The organism is Bradyrhizobium sp. Gha (genome assembly GCF_900113735.1).
GTDB lineage: Bacteria > Pseudomonadota > Alphaproteobacteria > Rhizobiales > Xanthobacteraceae > Bradyrhizobium.
Map to the genome: position 1 here is coordinate 36,063 of NZ_FOQM01000008.1, position 15,537 is coordinate 51,599.

Here is a 15,537-nt window from a genome sequence, read left to right on the forward strand (position 1 = left end):
TCAAGATTCCCAAAACATCGATGAACCAGAGGGTGCCATGGAAGCCGCCATCGACCGCATCATGAAGACCTATGACCTGCTTGCCAACCGGACGGCCGCGGCGAGCGACGAGGCGCGGGAAAAGGTGACCAACTACCTCAACACCCTGATGGAAGCCGGCGAGAAGGACACTCACAGGTTAACCGTCTGTGGCCTGACCTATTTGCGCCAGCTCGACGGCAGCATTGACCCGGTGAAGGCCGGGTATACCGGGCTGTAGACGGCTTGCCGCAAGCGCCGGATTGTTGAGGTCCAGATCGGACCTTTCGAGGTGACGGGTGAGCGGATGGTTCTGCGGCCGTCCGATCGCCCCAATCGTTAAATCCCCACCATATCTTGCATAATTGTCAGGCCCGACCCGCAAATGCTTGGCCTGTTGCGGGCGATGTGGTAGATCGCGCTCGCCGCTTCCGATCGCCACACCAAGACCCCCGTAGCCTGCCAAAAGGCTGCGGCGGTGGAGATATTCGCAAGATGACGTCAGCCAAGAACTCTACAGCGTCCGCCTCCGCGCCCGATTCGTTTTTCACCGCCTCGCTCGAGCAGGCCGACCCGGAAATCGCCGCCGCCATCAAGGGCGAGCTCGGCCGGCAGCGCCATGAAGTCGAGCTGATCGCCTCCGAGAACATCGTCAGCCGGGCCGTGCTGGAAGCGCAGGGTTCGGTGATGACCAACAAATATGCGGAAGGTTATCCGGGCGCGCGTTACTATGGCGGTTGTGAGTGGGTCGACGTCGCCGAGAACCTCGCGATCGATCGCGCCAAGAAGCTGTTCGGCGCCAAGTTCGCCAACGTGCAGCCGAACTCCGGCAGCCAGATGAATCAGGCCGTGTTCCTGGCGCTGCTCCAGCCCGGCGACACCTTCATGGGCCTCGACCTCGCGGCCGGCGGCCATCTCACCCACGGCTCACCCGTCAACATGAGCGGCAAATGGTTCAAGGCCGCGCACTACACCGTGCGCCGCGAGGACCAGATCATCGACATGGACGCGGTCGCCAAGCAGGCGGAAGAGGTCAAGCCGAAGCTGATCGTGGCCGGCGGCTCGGCTTATTCCCGTGCGTGGGACTTCAAGCGCTTCCGTGAGATCGCGGACTCGGTCGGCGCCTATCTGCTGGTCGACATGGCGCACTTCGCGGGCCTCGTCGCCGGCGGCGTACATGCCTCGCCCGTGCCGCATGCCCACGTCACCACCACCACGACGCACAAATCGCTGCGCGGTCCGCGCGGCGGCCTCATGCTGTGGAATGACGAGGCGCTGACCAAGAAGTTCAATTCGGCGATCTTCCCGGGCCTGCAGGGCGGGCCGCTGATGCATGTGATCGCGGCAAAGGCCGTAGCCTTCGGTGAGGCGCTGCGTCCGGACTTCAAGGTTTATGCGAAGAACGTCGTCGAGAACGCCAGGGCGCTCGCCGAGGCGATGAAGAGCCATGGCTTCGATATTGTCTCCGGCGGCACCGATAACCATCTGATGCTCGTTGACCTCAGGCCGAAGGGCCTGAAGGGCAACGCCTCGGAGAAGGCGCTGGTCCGCGCCGCCATCACCTGCAACAAGAACGGCATTCCATTCGACCCGGAGTCGCCGTTCGTGACCTCCGGTATTCGTCTGGGCACGCCTGCGGCGACGACCCGCGGCTTCGGGGTCGCCGAATTCCAGCAGGTCGGCGGCATGATCGCCGAGGTCCTCAACGCGATCGCGCAATCCGACGACGGCAAGGCCCCGCTGGTGGAAGCTGCGATCAAGGAACGGGTCAAGGCGCTCACCGACCGCTTCCCGATCTATCAGTAAGAGGCCAAGACAAAGGCTGTAGTCAAAGGATCAAGGCAAACGGATGCGCTGCCCGAACTGCAACAGTCTCGACACGCAGGTAAAGGACTCGCGTCCGACCGAGGATTCTTCCGTCATCCGCAGGCGGCGCGTGTGCATCGCCTGCAATTTCCGCTTCACCACCTTCGAGCGCGTGCAGCTGCGCGAGCTCACGGTGATCAAGCGCAACGGCCGCCGCGTGCCGTTCGACCGCGACAAGCTGATGCGCTCGGTGTCGATCTCGTTGCGCAAGCGGCCGGTCGAGCCCGAAAGGGTGGAAAAGATGGTCTCCACCATCGTGCGCGAGCTCGAGACCGGCGGTGAGGCCGAGATTTCCTCGGAGGTGATCGGCGAGACCGTGATGGAGCATCTGCGCACGCTCGACGACGTCGCCTATGTGCGCTTCGCCTCGGTCTACCGCAATTTCCGCGAGGCGAAGGATTTCGCCGAGGTGCTCGGCGAGCTCTCCGGTGAGGAGGAAGCGCGGCTCGCCGCGATCCGCAAATGATCTTCCGCATCCTGGAAGATCAGTTCGCCCAGAAGATTCGCGAGTCCAAGGACGCCGATCGTCGCTTCATGCAGCTGGCGCTGGCGTTGGGACGACGCGGGCAGGGGCGTACCTGGCCCAATCCGGCCGTCGGTGCCGTCATCGTCAAGGACGGAGTGATCGTCGGCCGCGGCTGGACACAGCCGGGTGGACGGCCGCATGCCGAGGTTGAAGCGCTACGGCGGGCAGGCGAGGCCGCGCGCGGTGCGACGCTTTACGTCACGCTCGAGCCGTGCTCGCATTTCGGCAAGTCGCCGCCCTGCGCCGATGCGGTGATCGCCGCCGGCGTCAAGCGCGTAGTCGCCGCGACCGAGGATCCCAATCCTGAGGTTGCGGGGCAGGGGCACGCGCGCCTGCGCGCCGCAGGCATTACTGTGGATGTGGGCCTGTGCGCGACGGAGGCCGCGTTCGACCACGCCGGCCATTTCCGCCGCATCCGTGACAAGCGCCCGCACGTGATCCTGAAACTTGCCGTCTCGCCCGACGGCAAGATCGGCGCTGAAGGCGGCAAGCCGTTCGCCATCACCGGCGATGCCGTCCGCGACCGGGTGCATCTCTTGCGCGCACAGAGCGACGCCATCCTGGTCGGCATCGGCACGGTGCTGGCTGATGATCCGCAGCTCAATTGCCGCCTGCCCGGCATGGAAGCGCGTTCTCCGTCGCGCGTTGTCCTCGACCAGAATTTGCGGATTCCGGCTTCCAGCCAGCTCGTGCGCTCCGCGCGCGAGGCGCCGCTTTGGGTCGTGGGTTCAGAGCTTGCGGAAGCGGCCGCCGCAGCCCGCCTCGGCGCCGCCGGTGCGCAAATCATGCGCATGCCGCCGAACGGTGCAGCCGGCCTCGACCTTCCGGCCGTGCTGCATGCGCTCGCCGAGAAGGGCATCACGCGGCTGATGGTCGAGGGCGGCAGCCGGGTTGCGGCATCCTTCGTGGCCGCCGATCTCGTCGACGAGATCTGGCTGTTCCGCGGAGCGGAAGAGGTGGGGGCTGCCGGCGTCGATGCGCTCGATGCATTGCCCCTGTCGAAAATCACGCAGTCGCAGGCCTACAAGGTTCATGCTAGCGAGACATTCGGGTCCGATACTCTCACCATCTACGAGCGTGCTTAATGTTCACCGGCATTGTCACCGATATCGGCGAGATCGTCAGCGTCAAGCCGGTGGCGCAGGGGCAATTGCACCGCCTGCGCATTGCCTGCAGCTACGATCAGACCACCATCGCCGACGGCGCCTCGATCGCCAACAACGGCGTCTGCCTCACCGTGGTCGCCTCCGGCGTCGCTGACGGCAAAACCTGGTTCGACGTCGATGCCGCCGCGGAGACGCTGGCGCTGACGACGGCCAAGCACTGGAAGCTGGGCACGAAGCTCAATCTCGAGCGTGCGCTCAAGATCGGCGACGAGCTCGGCGGACACATCGTCGCCGGCCACGCCGACGGCGTCGCCACCATCGTCAGCCGCGAGGACCTGCCCGACATGGCGCGGTTCGAGCTCTCGACGACGCGGGAGCTGGCGCGCTTCATCGCCATCAAGGGCTCGATCACGCTCGATGGCGTCTCGCTGACCGTCAATACGGTTGATGACGTGACCTTTTCGGTGCTGATCATCCCGCATACGCTTGACGTTACGACCATCGGCGCCTGGAAGCCGGGCACTGAAGTTAATATCGAGGTCGATCTGATGGCCCGCTATGCGGCGCGGCTGACTGAAATGACCGCGTAGCCGTCATTCCGGGATGGTCCGAAGGACCAGACCCGGAATCTCGACATTCCGGGTTCGCTTCGCGCCCCGGAATGACAGTCTCTTTGAACTTGGCTTGGAAGCCTGCGGCGACTACATAACGCGCCGACCCCAGTAGAACGGATTGAACGATGGCAGACGCGCGGCGCGCACCCCTGAAGGACCAGACCGATATTTCCGGCGCGCGTGCGCTGGTGGTCGAGGCACGGTTCTATGACGATCTCCAGGACGCGCTTCTGGATGGCGCGGTGACCGAGTTGAAGGCGGCCGGCCTGACCCATGACGTCATCACGGTTCCCGGCGCGTTGGAGATCCCGGCGGCGGTGGCGATCGCAGTCGACGCGGCTGCGGCGAACGGCAAGCCTTATGATGCGGTGATTGCGCTCGGTTGCGTGATCCGCGGCGACACCATCCATTTCGAGATCGTCTCGCAGGAATCCTCGCGTGCGCTGATGGACCTCGCTGTGGCGCGCAAGCTGCCGCTCGGCAACGGAATCCTCACCGTCAACAATGAGGACCAGGCCTGGGCGCGGGCGCGCGCCAGCGAACTCAACAAGGGCGGCGATGCCGCGCGTGCGGCGCTCGCGATGCTTCGCATCAAGCGTCGCCTGGCGCGGGCCTGAGCCATGGCTGACATCAGGAAACCCGCGGGGCTTGCGGAGAAGAAAGCGAACCGGCGCGGTGCGGCGCGGCTCGCAGCCGTCCAGGCGCTCTACCAAATGGATATCGCCGGCGCCGGCATCAACGACATCTTTGCGGAGTTCGAAAGCCACTGGCTCGGCAACGAGGTCGAGGGCGACACTTACCTGCCGGCGGAAGCCGCATTTTTCCGCGACGTCGTCTCGGGCGTCGTGCGCGACCAGAAGAAGCTCGATCCGCTGATCGACGAGGCGCTATCCAAGGGCTGGCCCTTGAAGCGGATCGAAGCCATCCTGCGCGCGGTGTTGCGGGCAGGGGCCTACGAACTGGAGCACCGCAAGGATGTGCCGGGCCGCGTCGTGATCTCCGAATATGTCGACGTCGCCAACGCTTTCGTCGACCGCGAGGAGACCGGCATGGTCAACGCCGTGCTCGACCAGATCGGCCGCCAGTTTCGCGGCGACGAGTTCGGGCGGGGGTAGGACGCAACGATGACTTTGGCAGTAGCCGTCATCCTGAGGTGCCGTAGCGAAGCGGAGGCCTCGAAGGAGGACGGCGTGCCACTGAAGGTGCACCTCGGCCGTGCATCCTTCGAGGCTCGCAAGGGCTCGCACCTCAGGATGACGGGTTTACTGTCGTGACACAGGACAGAACACAGCCCTCCGCCGAAGACTCCCTCATCGCGCGCTATTTCAAGCCGCTGGCGACGGATCCCGGTGCGTTCGCCCTGGTCGACGACGCCGCGGTGCTGTCCTCGTCAGGCGACGACATTGTCGTCACCACCGATGCCGTGGTCGAGGGCGTGCATTATCTTTCCACCGATCCCCCCGACACCATCGCGCGCAAGGCACTGCGGGTGAACCTGTCCGATCTCGCCGCCAAGGGCGCGAGCCCGGCCGGCTTCGTGCTGACGCTGGCGCTGCGCAGCAAGGAGGACGCCTGGCTCAGGCCGTTCGCGGATGCGCTCGGCGAGGACGTGACAACCTTCGCCTGCCCACTGCTCGGCGGCGATACGGTGTCGACACCGGGGCCGCAGATGATCTCGATCACCGCCTTCGGCCGCGTGCCGGCGGGGCGGATGGTCGGCCGCACCGGAGCGCGACCGGGCGATGTTATCCTGGTGACGGGCACGATCGGTGATGCCGCGCTCGGGCTGGACGTGCTCACCGGAGGCCCGGCCGCCGCCGCGCTCGCATCCGATCCCGCAGCAAGAGAAGCTCTCGTTTCGCGCTATCGGATCCCTCAGCCGCGCAATGTGCTGGCGCAGGCTGTGCGTGACCATGCGACAGCGGCGATGGACGTCTCCGACGGGCTTGCCGGCGACCTGACCAAACTCTGTGCAGCTTCCGGCGTTTCGGCCACCGTCGATGTGGCGAGCGTGCCCCTCTCGGCCGCCGCGGCCGGCCTGCTCGGGCGCAATGCCATTTGCGTTGAGACGCTGCTTGCCGGGGGCGACGATTACGAACTGTTGTGCACGGTCCCGCCGGCACGGAGCGATGCGCTGATCGCCGCCGGGCGGGTGGCCGGCCTTGCCGTCACGGCGATCGGCACGATCGTTGCCGGCGCCGAGCGGCCACGCTTTCTGGATGGGCAGGGCCAGGAACTGGCCTTGAAGCGGTTGTCTTTTAGCCACTTCTAGGAACTGCGCCACGCCAGCGGTCGCGCGTTCGGCATTAGGTCTAATTACCTGCCGAGATCGGCCTTTTCGCACTCATCCGGCGTTGCACCATCAATTTGATTTTGGCAAGCTTGTGACCGACTAGGGCTACCTCTTCGCGCAAGGGGCAGCCCTGTTCAGCATAAGGGCGCCGCACCGCATGACGGAAAACGAAAAGGCGCCGGGGGTACGTTCATCAAGGATCTGAGGCAGAAATCAAATGACAGCATTATGGTTGATAGTGCTCTGCGGAGTGCTTTCCGTCGTCTACGCGATTTGGGCGACGTCTTCGGTGTTGAGTGCGGATGCGGGGTCACCGCGCATGCAGGAGATCGCAGGAGCGGTGCGTGAAGGCGCACAGGCCTATCTCCGGCGCCAGTACACCACGATCGGCATCGTCGGCATCGTCATCTTCGTGCTGCTTGCCTATTTCCTTGGGGTCTATGTCGCGATCGGCTTCCTGATCGGCGCTGTCCTGTCGGGGGCGGCCGGCTTCATCGGCATGAACGTCTCGGTGCGCGCCAATGTGCGCACCGCCCAGGCTGCGACGACGTCGCTCGCCGGCGGCCTCGAACTCGCCTTCAAGGCGGGCGCGATTACCGGGCTTCTGGTGGCGGGTCTCGCGCTGTTGGGCGTGACCCTCTACTTCGGCTTCCTGGTGCATTCGCTGAAGCTCGCACCTGACAGCCGCACCGTCATCGACGCCATGGTGGCGCTCGGCTTCGGCGCCTCGCTGATCTCGATCTTCGCCCGTCTCGGCGGCGGCATCTTCACCAAGGGGGCGGACGTCGGCGGCGATCTCGTCGGCAAGGTCGAGGCCGGCATCCCCGAGGATGATCCGCGGAATCCGGCCACCATCGCCGACAACGTCGGTGACAACGTCGGCGACTGCGCCGGCATGGCCGCCGACCTGTTCGAGACCTATGCGGTGACCGCGGTCGCCACCATGGTGCTTGCGGCGATCTTCTTCGCCAAGACGCCGATCCTCGCCAACATGATGACGCTGCCGCTCGCCATCGGCGGCATCTGCATCATCACCTCGATCATCGGCACCTTCTTCGTGAAGCTCGGGCCGAGCCAGTCGATCATGGGCGCGCTCTACAAGGGCCTGATCGCAACCGGCGTCCTGTCGCTGATCGGCATCGCCGGCGTGATCTATTACCTGATCGGCTTCGGCAAGCTCGACGGCGTCGACTACACCGGCATGTCGCTATTTGAATGCGGCGTCGTCGGCCTCGTCGTCACTGCGCTGATCATCTGGATCACCGAGTACTACACCGGCACCGACTACCGTCCGGTGAAGTCGATCGCCCAGGCTTCGGTCACGGGTCACGGCACCAACGTGATCCAGGGCCTCGCCGTCTCGATGGAAGCGACCGCGCTGCCCGCGATCGTCATCATCGCCGGCATCCTGGTCACCTACAGCCTGGCCGGCCTGTTCGGCATCGCCATCGCGACCGCCACCATGCTGGCCTTGGCCGGCATGGTCGTCGCGCTCGACGCCTTCGGTCCGGTGACTGACAACGCCGGCGGCATCGCCGAAATGGCGGGGCTCCCGAAGGAAGTGCGCAAGTCGACCGACGCGCTCGACGCGGTCGGCAACACCACCAAGGCGGTCACCAAAGGTTACGCGATCGGCTCCGCCGGTCTCGGTGCCCTCGTGCTGTTCGCAGCCTACAACCAGGACCTCAAGTTCTTCGTTGCGGGCTCGGCCGACCATCCCTACTTCGCCGGTGTCAACCCGGACTTCTCGCTCAACAATCCCTACGTGGTTGTCGGCCTGTTGTTCGGCGGCCTGCTGCCGTATCTGTTCGGCGCGATGGGCATGACGGCGGTCGGCCGTGCGGCCGGCGCGATCGTCGAGGAAGTGCGCCGTCAGTTCCGCGAAAAACCAGGCATCATGCAGGGCACCGACAAGCCTGATTACGGCAAGGCGGTCGACCTGCTGACCCGGGCGGCGATCAAGGAAATGATCATCCCCTCGCTGCTGCCGGTGCTGTCGCCGATCGTCGTCTACTTCCTGATCTACGCGATCGCCGGCGGCGGTGTCGCCGGCAAGTCGGCTGCGTTCTCGGCCGTCGGCGCGATGCTTCTCGGTGTGATCGTGACGGGCCTGTTCGTCGCGATCTCCATGACCTCGGGCGGCGGCGCCTGGGACAACGCTAAGAAGTACATCGAGGACGGTCATTTCGGCGGCAAGGGTTCTGATGCCCACAAGTCGGCGGTGACCGGCGACACGGTCGGCGATCCCTACAAGGACACGGCCGGCCCTGCGGTGAACCCGATGATCAAGATTACGAACATCGTGGCGCTCTTGCTGCTGGCGATCCTAGCGCACTGAGCGGCGACGACGCGACAAGACAGAACCCCGCGGCGCGAGCCGCGGGGTTTTTGTTTGACGGGGCCCAATCTCTCTCCGTGTCATTGCGAGGAGCTCTTGCGACGAAGCAATCCAGGGTCTTTCCGCGGAGAGATTCTGGATTGCTTCGCTGCGCTCGTAATGACGACAGCGCCATCACTGCACATCCATCTGCAGCCCTTCCTTCTGGATGATGCCGGCGAACTTCTTCGTCTCGGCGTCCACGAAGGATGCGAACTGCTCGGGCGTGCCGTAATCGGCGCGCGCGCCCATGGCAGCGATGTTCTTTCTGATGTCGTCGCGCTCCAGCATCGCCTTGACCTGGAGGTTGAGCGCTTCGAGAACTGCCGGCTGCACACCCTTCGGCAGGAAGACCGAGAACCAGGATGAGACGTCGAATTTGGCCAGCTCCGACGCGCTCTCGCGCATGGTCGGCAGGCCGGGTGCGAGTTCGCTGCGCTCTGTCGTGGTGACGCACAGGCCGTTGAGCGTGCCGTTCTGCACCTGCGGCAGGCTCGGATAGAGATTGTCGAACAGGACCTGGATGTCGCCGGCAAGCGCGGCCTGGAGTGCGGGGCCTGCGCCGCGGAACGGGATGTGGGTCATCTTCAGTCCGGTGAGCTGCAGAAACCAGGCGCCGGTGAGGTGAGGACTCTGGCCGACGCCCGATGAAGCGTAGCTGAGCTTGTCCGGATTGGCCTGGAGAAACGCAATCAGCTCCGCGACCGATTTGATGCCGGTCTTCGGATGCGCCGACACGATGTTCGGAATCCGGATCATGTTGCTGACAGGCTGGAGCTGATCGGGCTTGTAGCTGAGGTTCTTGAAGATGCTGTAGGCGATCGCGTTCGGACCGGGATTGCCGATCAGGATGGTGTGGCCGTTGGCCTTGGAGCGAACCACCTCGGCGGTCCCGATCGTGCCACCGCCGCCGGAGCGATTCTCGACAACCGCTGTCTGCCCCCAGGCGGATTGGAGATGGGCGGCGAGCAGCCGGCCCATCACGTCGGTTGAGCCGCCCGCCGCAGCCGGCACGATGACGCGGATGTTCTCTGTCGGCTTCCAGTCCGCAAGGCTCGATCGCGGCAGGATGGCGGCGGCGGAGAGGCCCGCGGCTCCCGCAAGCACACGGCGACGGGTCAAAAATCCGTTCGGAGGGTTCTTGGGCACAAATCCACTCCCAGCTTTCTTGTTTGCAGGGAGCGTAGGGAACGGGGCGCACAACGACAAGTCGCCTGCGACCGACAGCGTCGTGCCGAGAGCGTCACGACGCCGCAGGCAGATAGCCGCAGTTCACGATCTCAGTTGAAGCTGAGCAGCTTGAACAGCGGCGCGAGGTAGCTCATCTCCTGACCCGACGTCGGCGTGGTCCGGCTGATGGAATCGAAGATCTTGCCATCCTGGAGGCCGTAATTCGCAAGCCGGCGTACGCGCCGGTTCTTGTCGAAATAGATCGCGATCACGCGCTGGTCGACGACCTTCTGGTTCATGAAGGCGACCATGCGTTCCGAGCGCTGCGAGATGTAGTAGAACACTTCACCGTCAAGGGTCGCGACCGTGGAGGGCGTGCCCATCACGATCAGCACTTGATCCTGGCTCGCGCCGATCGGAATCTGTTCGAGTGCGCCCGGCGGCAGGATGTAGCCCTTCTGGAACTGCTCACCGGTGCAGCCTGCGAGCGCGGCGCCGACGAGCGTCACGGCCGCGAGCATGCGCAAGCCGTGCCAGCACGCATGAAGGCCGCGCCGCTTGTCTCGGCGCAGGCTGGTCTGGTTCGTTATCGTCATAGCGGAACTGATTCCGTCCCCTTGCGTCGCGCGAGGCGCTGAAGTACCGGGCAGGGCGTCTGAATGCAACTCGCGCACGCCCGCTTGCGGAAACCACAATGCTTTGGCCGTTCAATCACTTCAGGAAACCCCGGCTTGCCCCGGCCGGCACCATTGAGACCATCTATGGCATGATCGTGACGCAGGCGCGAGAACCCATATTTTACCGGGACTTGGGCGTGCCGGATACGGTTAATGGCCGTTTCGACCTGTTGCTGTTGCACCTCTGGATGGTGCTGCGGCGGTTGCGAAACGTCGCCCAGGGCGGGGTGGAGCTGTCGCAGGCCCTGTTCGACCGCTTCTGCGAAGACATGGATGACAATCTGCGCGAGATGGGCGTGGGCGACCAGACCGTCCCGAAGCGGATGCGGGCTTTCGGCGAGGCTTTTTACGGCCGCATTCAGGCGTATGACCAGGCGATCGAAACAGGCGTCGAGGCGCTGGGGCAGGCGATCTGCAAGAATATCTTGAGCGGTACCGGGATGGACCAGGCGCGACGGCTCGCCGCTTACGCGGTGGCGGCGAATGCAGAGCTCGGCCAGACCGGCGATCCCGCAGTGCTGCTCGGATCTATCAGGTTTCCCGCACCGCTCGGCGAGGATGAGACATCATGAACCGATCGTCGACCGGATTCGAAGCCGATCCCTGGCGCTCGCCTTTGATCGTGGCGCAGCTTCCCGATACGGGACTTCACCGTGAGCTCGAAGCCTCGGCGGTCGAGCGCCAGGCCATGGCCAGTGTCGCCGGAGTCCGGGAAATCCTGTCGGCTCACGCCGACTTCGTCGTTGCGCCGAAGAGCGGCGGCCGGGTCCAGGTTAGGGGCCGCGTGCGGGCTAAGGTCGGCCAGACCTGCGTGGTCACGCTCGATCCGATCGAGAGCGAGATCGATGAGGATGTCGATCTGACCTTTGCGCCTGAGGCCGAAGCGCGGCGGCTGGAGGATTTGATCGAGGAAGGGCAGGACGACGATGATCCCCCGGAGGTCGTCGATCCGCCGGAAGCCATCGTCAACGGGATCATTGATCTCGGCCGTATTGCGACCGACGCGCTGTTCCTGGCGATCGACCCTTATCCCCGCAAGCCGGGGGCCGTGTTCGAGGCCGAGGTCACCGCGCCCGACCCCGAGGACCATCCGTTCGCCGCGCTGAAGGCGCTCCAGGACAACAAGCAGGGCAAGAAGAAAGGCAAATAGAAGGGCGTTCCCGTAAGACCACCTTGCTTTGAGGGGGAGGTGTTTGCGGCAGGGGTTTCAAAGCCTGGCTTATCTATTTGATTTCCAAATGTTTCCCGCGAATTCCCGGACCCGCCAGCTGATCGCCTTCCATCCAAAAGACTGGGGGCAAGAGGTTGTTTCGGGATAACAAAACGTTATTGTCCGCCCCGGTCCGGGTGCGGCGTGGCGCTTGGCCGGTCGCCATGTCCATGGCGAGCCCATTCCGCGGCCCCGCTCGTTGACGACCGCGCCAGACCAGGTTTCCGGGATTTCGATGCCAAGCAAGGTTCGTATCGCGCTTGACGCCATGGGGGGCGACGTCGGCGCCCCTGTCGTCATTCCAGGCGCTGCCATCTCGCTCGACAGGCGCCCCGCGACCGAATTTCTGCTGGTCGGCGATCGCGCCAGGATCGAGCCTGAGCTCGAGCGCCATCCGAAGCTCAAGGCCGCCTCGAAGATCATCCATACAGACGTCGCCGTCAGCGGCGAGGACAAACCCAGCCAGGCGCTGCGCCGCGGCCGCAAGACCTCCTCGATGTGGCTTGCCATTGATGCAGTGAAGAAGGGGGAGGCGGATGTCGCCGTATCGGCGGGCAACACGGGCGCCCTGATGGCGATGGCGCGCTTCCATTTGCGGACGCTGCCCGGCATCGATCGCCCAGCAATCACTGCCGTATGGCCGACCATGCGCGGGTCGTCCGTCGTGCTCGATCTCGGCGCCACGATCGGCGGCGATGCGCGTCATCTGGTGGCGCTCGCAGTCATGGGGGCGGCCATGGCGAGCGTGGTGTTCGACAAGAAGCGTCCGACGGTCGGCCTGCTCAACATCGGGACCGAAGAGATCAAAGGGCACGAGGAGATTCGCGAGGCGGGAGAAATCCTGCGCACGATGAACCTGCCGGAACTCGACTATGTCGGCTTCGTCGAGGGCGATGGCATCGGCAAGGGAAGGGCCGATGTGATCGTGACCGAGGGGTACAGCGGCAACATTGCACTCAAGGCTGCCGAGGGAACCGCACGCCAGATGGCGGACTTGCTCCGCAACGAGATCCAGCGCAGCTGGTTGTCCAGGCTCGGTTATCTTTTTGCACGCAATGCCTTCCAGGCGCTGCGTGACAAAATGGATCCGAACAAGTCAAATGGCGGCGTGCTGCTCGGGCTGAACGGGCTCGTGGTCAAGAGCCATGGCGGAATCAACTCCGAAGGCTTTGCCTATGCGATCGATGTTGGTTATGAGATGGCCAAGTTCGATCTTCTGAACAAGATCAATCAGATGCTCAACCGCGATGGGGGTGCGCTCGGTTCCGTGCCAACCGCGCCGGAGGATGTTTCGTGACCAAGATTCGTTCGGTCGTGCTGGGCTGCGGCTCCTATTTGCCGGAGCAGGTGCTGACCAATGCCCAACTGGCGGCGCGCATCGACACGTCCGACGAGTGGATCGTACAGCGCACCGGTATTCGCGAGCGGCACATCGCGGCCGACGGCGAGTTCACCTCGCATCTTGCAATCAAGGCGGCGCAGGCGGCGCTCAGCGACGCCGGCGTGGAGGCGCAGTCGATCGAGCTGATCGTGCTCGCGACCTCGACGCCCGACAACACCTTTCCAGCGACCGCGGTCGCCGTGCAGCACGGGCTCGGCATCAATCACGGCGCAGCCTTCGACCTCCAGGCGGTGTGCTCGGGCTTCGTGTTTGCGCTTGCGACCGCCGACAATTTCCTGCGCACCGGCGCGTTCAAGCGCGCCCTGGTGATCGGTGCCGAGACCTTCTCGCGGATCCTCGACTGGAACGACCGCGGCACCTGCGTGCTGTTCGGCGACGGCGCCGGTGCGGTCGTGCTCGAGGCGCAGGAGCAGCCGGGCAACCCGGCCACCGATCGAGGCCTGGTGACGACGCATTTGCGCTCCGATGGTCGCCACCAGGGCAAGCTGTTCGTCGACGGTGGGCCGTCCTCGACCCAGACCGTCGGCCATCTTCGCATGGAGGGCCGCGAGGTCTTCAAGCATGCGGTCGGCATGATCACCGACGTCATCGTCGATGCGTTCCAGGCGACCGGGCTCAATGCCGACAGCATCGACTGGTTCGTGCCGCATCAGGCCAACAAGCGGATCATCGACGCCTCCGCCCACAAGCTCCATATCGCGCCGGAGAAGGTGGTTCTGACGGTGGACCGTCACGGCAACACCTCGGCTGCCTCGATCCCGCTGGCGCTGTCGGTGGCGCGGAAGGACGGCCGCATCAACCGCGGCGACCTGGTTTTGCTGGAGGCGATGGGCGGCGGCTTCACCTGGGGCTCGGCCCTGGTGCGCTGGTAAAGCCACATCGATAAAATTTTGCCGAATCCGCGCCTGATATCGATGCGTCTGCATTGATGAGCGGTGTTGACCGCCGGAACGTAAGCTCCTAATTTCAGACAACAATTGTTCGCCGTGATGTGGGGCAGGGCGATGACCGATACAAGCAAAACCGTAACGCGTGTTGATCTCTGTGAGGCCGTCTACCAAAAGGTGGGTCTGTCGCGCACGGAATCGTCCGCCTTCGTGGAGCTCGTGCTGAAGGAGATCACCGACTGCCTTGAAAAGGGCGAGACGGTGAAATTGTCCTCGTTCGGCTCCTTCATGGTTCGCAAGAAGGGCCAGCGTATCGGCCGTAATCCGAAGACCGGCACCGAGGTACCGATCTCGCCGCGCCGCGTGATGGTGTTCAAGCCGTCCGCGATCCTCAAGCAACGGATCAACGCCCAGCACCGCACCAATGGCGATGCCAGCAAGGCTCAACCCGAGGCGTAATCGCGCCTACGTGAAGGATTTGGCATTTGGACAAGGCGCCGGATGCGTTCCGAACCATCAGCGAAGTAGCTCAGGAACTCGACATTCCGCAGCACGTGCTGCGGTTCTGGGAGACCCGTTTTTCCCAGATCAAGCCGATGAAGCGCAGCGGCGGCCGCCGCTATTACCGCCCCGACGACGTCGATCTGCTCAAGGGCATCCGTCGTCTGCTCTATGGGGAGGGCTACACCATCCGCGGCGTGCAGCGGATCCTCAAGGAGCACGGCGTCAAATCGGTGCAGGGACTGGCCGATGGCTCGGCCGCGGTCTCGTTCGGCGCCATCGAGGACGCCATTGGGGCGAGCCTGATGGAGCCCGACGACGAGGCGCCCATCAAGGGCGTCAATGGCGCAGATTCCGACGACGACGACTACCAGGGCGATGAGGAGGAAGGCATCGACTTCCGCTTCACGGAGGTCGACGACGAGGACATCCTCACCACCTTCCGCAAGGGCGGCGCCGCGGCCGCGCCGGCCGGGCCCAGTGCGCTGGACCGGGAACGGCTGGAACGCGTGCTCGGCGATCTCGTCGCCTGCAGGGAGATGCTGGACCAGGCGCTCAAGGACGCCTGAGGGCGCTTTCGTCCTCTTTGCGGTTTGTTCCCGTGGGCTTTGGGCGAAGGCACCAAAATGGTGCGCCTCGCCTTGCGCATTGAGCCGATCCTAGCTAATGGAACGACGTTCGGAGCGTGGCGCAGCCCGGTTAGCGCACTAGTCTGGGAGACTAGGGGTCGGAGGTTCAAATCCTCTCGCTCCGACCATTTTCTTCAATAAAACCAAAGCTGTTTTTGGGCGGTCAGTTGTCACGGACCACCCAGTTGCCATTTGGTTGCCAAAACTGTTCGCCGAAAGTTCGCTGCGGTCTCTCTTCAGCACCTCCGAAATGCTAGATGG

The 15,537-nt window shown here is 64.3% G+C and carries 18 protein-coding genes and 1 tRNA gene; 17 read left to right on the forward strand and 2 right to left on the reverse strand.

From position 1 onward, the window contains the following. The first annotated feature begins 37 nt into the window (after positions 1-37). The 10 genes from BM222_RS13205 (at position 38) to BM222_RS13245 (ending at position 8,761) form a co-directional block, all read left to right on the forward strand. Positions 38-259 (forward strand): hypothetical protein, encoded by a 222-nt coding sequence (locus BM222_RS13205; protein WP_092228687.1) that lies wholly within the window; start codon positions 38-40, stop codon positions 257-259. Between the two features lie 254 nt (positions 260-513). Beyond that, positions 514-1,824, forward strand: a complete 1,311-nt coding sequence (gene glyA, locus BM222_RS13210; RefSeq protein WP_092228688.1) for a serine hydroxymethyltransferase — start codon at positions 514-516, stop codon at positions 1,822-1,824. Positions 1,825-1,867: 43 nt separating this feature from the next. Further along, the gene (gene nrdR, locus BM222_RS13215; RefSeq protein WP_092228689.1) at positions 1,868-2,350 is read left to right on the forward strand and encodes a transcriptional regulator NrdR; all 483 of its coding nucleotides are present in this window, start codon (positions 1,868-1,870) and stop codon (positions 2,348-2,350) included. After that, positions 2,347-3,495 (forward strand): bifunctional diaminohydroxyphosphoribosylaminopyrimidine deaminase/5-amino-6-(5-phosphoribosylamino)uracil reductase RibD, encoded by a 1,149-nt coding sequence (ribD, locus tag BM222_RS13220; RefSeq protein ID WP_092228690.1) that lies wholly within the window; start codon positions 2,347-2,349, stop codon positions 3,493-3,495. Before nrdR ends, ribD begins: the two co-directional genes overlap by 4 nt. Further along, positions 3,495-4,106 carry a riboflavin synthase gene (locus BM222_RS13225; protein ID WP_092228691.1) on the forward strand — a complete coding sequence of 204 codons (612 nt, stop codon included), beginning with the start codon at positions 3,495-3,497 and terminating at the stop codon, positions 4,104-4,106. The genes ribD and BM222_RS13225 overlap by 1 nt, the downstream gene beginning before the upstream one ends. 149 nt (positions 4,107-4,255) lie before the next feature. Next, positions 4,256-4,747, forward strand: coding sequence for a 6,7-dimethyl-8-ribityllumazine synthase (gene ribH, locus BM222_RS13230; RefSeq protein WP_092228692.1), 492 nt, complete (start codon positions 4,256-4,258; stop codon positions 4,745-4,747). A gap of 3 nt (positions 4,748-4,750) precedes the next feature. Further along, entirely contained in the window at positions 4,751-5,245 is a 495-nt protein-coding gene (nusB, locus tag BM222_RS13235) for a transcription antitermination factor NusB (protein ID WP_092228693.1), read from the forward strand. 9 nt (positions 5,246-5,254) lie between these two features. Next, positions 5,255-5,404 (forward strand): hypothetical protein, encoded by a 150-nt coding sequence (locus BM222_RS41020; RefSeq protein WP_177243185.1) that lies wholly within the window; start codon positions 5,255-5,257, stop codon positions 5,402-5,404. Then, positions 5,401-6,402, forward strand: coding sequence for a thiamine-phosphate kinase (gene thiL, locus BM222_RS13240; protein ID WP_092228694.1), 1,002 nt, complete (start codon positions 5,401-5,403; stop codon positions 6,400-6,402). The genes BM222_RS41020 and thiL overlap by 4 nt, the downstream gene beginning before the upstream one ends. A gap of 238 nt (positions 6,403-6,640) precedes the next feature. Then, positions 6,641-8,761 (forward strand): sodium-translocating pyrophosphatase, encoded by a 2,121-nt coding sequence (locus tag BM222_RS13245; protein ID WP_092228695.1) that lies wholly within the window; start codon positions 6,641-6,643, stop codon positions 8,759-8,761. Positions 8,762-8,935: 174 nt separating this feature from the next. Here the strand turns inward: BM222_RS13245 and BM222_RS13255 are convergent, their stop codons facing one another. Together BM222_RS13255 and BM222_RS13260 are read right to left on the reverse strand one after the other, a co-directional pair. After that, positions 8,936-9,949 (reverse strand): Bug family tripartite tricarboxylate transporter substrate binding protein, encoded by a 1,014-nt coding sequence (locus BM222_RS13255; protein ID WP_244547113.1) that lies wholly within the window; start codon positions 9,947-9,949, stop codon positions 8,936-8,938. 131 nt (positions 9,950-10,080) lie between these two features. Then, a complete protein-coding gene (locus BM222_RS13260) occupies positions 10,081-10,566 on the reverse strand; it encodes an outer membrane protein assembly factor BamE (RefSeq protein ID WP_177243186.1) in 486 nt (161 codons plus the stop codon). A 98-nt stretch (positions 10,567-10,664) separates the two neighbouring features. Between BM222_RS13260 and BM222_RS13265 the strand changes: the two genes are divergently transcribed. From BM222_RS13265 to BM222_RS13295, 7 genes are all read left to right on the forward strand, one after another. Beyond that, the gene (locus BM222_RS13265; RefSeq protein ID WP_092228698.1) at positions 10,665-11,219 is read left to right on the forward strand and encodes a ubiquinol-cytochrome C chaperone family protein; all 555 of its coding nucleotides are present in this window, start codon (positions 10,665-10,667) and stop codon (positions 11,217-11,219) included. Beyond that, positions 11,216-11,797 (forward strand): YceD family protein, encoded by a 582-nt coding sequence (locus tag BM222_RS13270; RefSeq protein ID WP_092228699.1) that lies wholly within the window; start codon positions 11,216-11,218, stop codon positions 11,795-11,797. Before BM222_RS13265 ends, BM222_RS13270 begins: the two co-directional genes overlap by 4 nt. A 295-nt stretch (positions 11,798-12,092) precedes the next feature. Next, complete coding sequence (gene plsX / locus BM222_RS13275; RefSeq protein ID WP_092228700.1) at positions 12,093-13,154, forward strand: phosphate acyltransferase PlsX; 1,062 nt, start codon at positions 12,093-12,095, stop codon at positions 13,152-13,154. Then, positions 13,151-14,131: a beta-ketoacyl-ACP synthase III gene (locus BM222_RS13280; RefSeq protein ID WP_092228701.1), complete on the forward strand. Its 981-nt coding sequence runs from the start codon at positions 13,151-13,153 to the stop codon at positions 14,129-14,131. Before plsX ends, BM222_RS13280 begins: the two co-directional genes overlap by 4 nt. A gap of 132 nt (positions 14,132-14,263) precedes the next feature. Then, complete coding sequence (locus BM222_RS13285; protein ID WP_177243187.1) at positions 14,264-14,605, forward strand: integration host factor subunit alpha; 342 nt, start codon at positions 14,264-14,266, stop codon at positions 14,603-14,605. Positions 14,606-14,631: 26 nt separating this feature from the next. Next, positions 14,632-15,216 carry a MerR family transcriptional regulator gene (locus tag BM222_RS13290; RefSeq protein ID WP_092228702.1) on the forward strand — a complete coding sequence of 195 codons (585 nt, stop codon included), beginning with the start codon at positions 14,632-14,634 and terminating at the stop codon, positions 15,214-15,216. Positions 15,217-15,326: 110 nt separating this feature from the next. Next, a tRNA-Pro gene (locus tag BM222_RS13295) sits at positions 15,327-15,404 on the forward strand. Positions 15,405-15,537 lie beyond the last annotated feature (133 nt).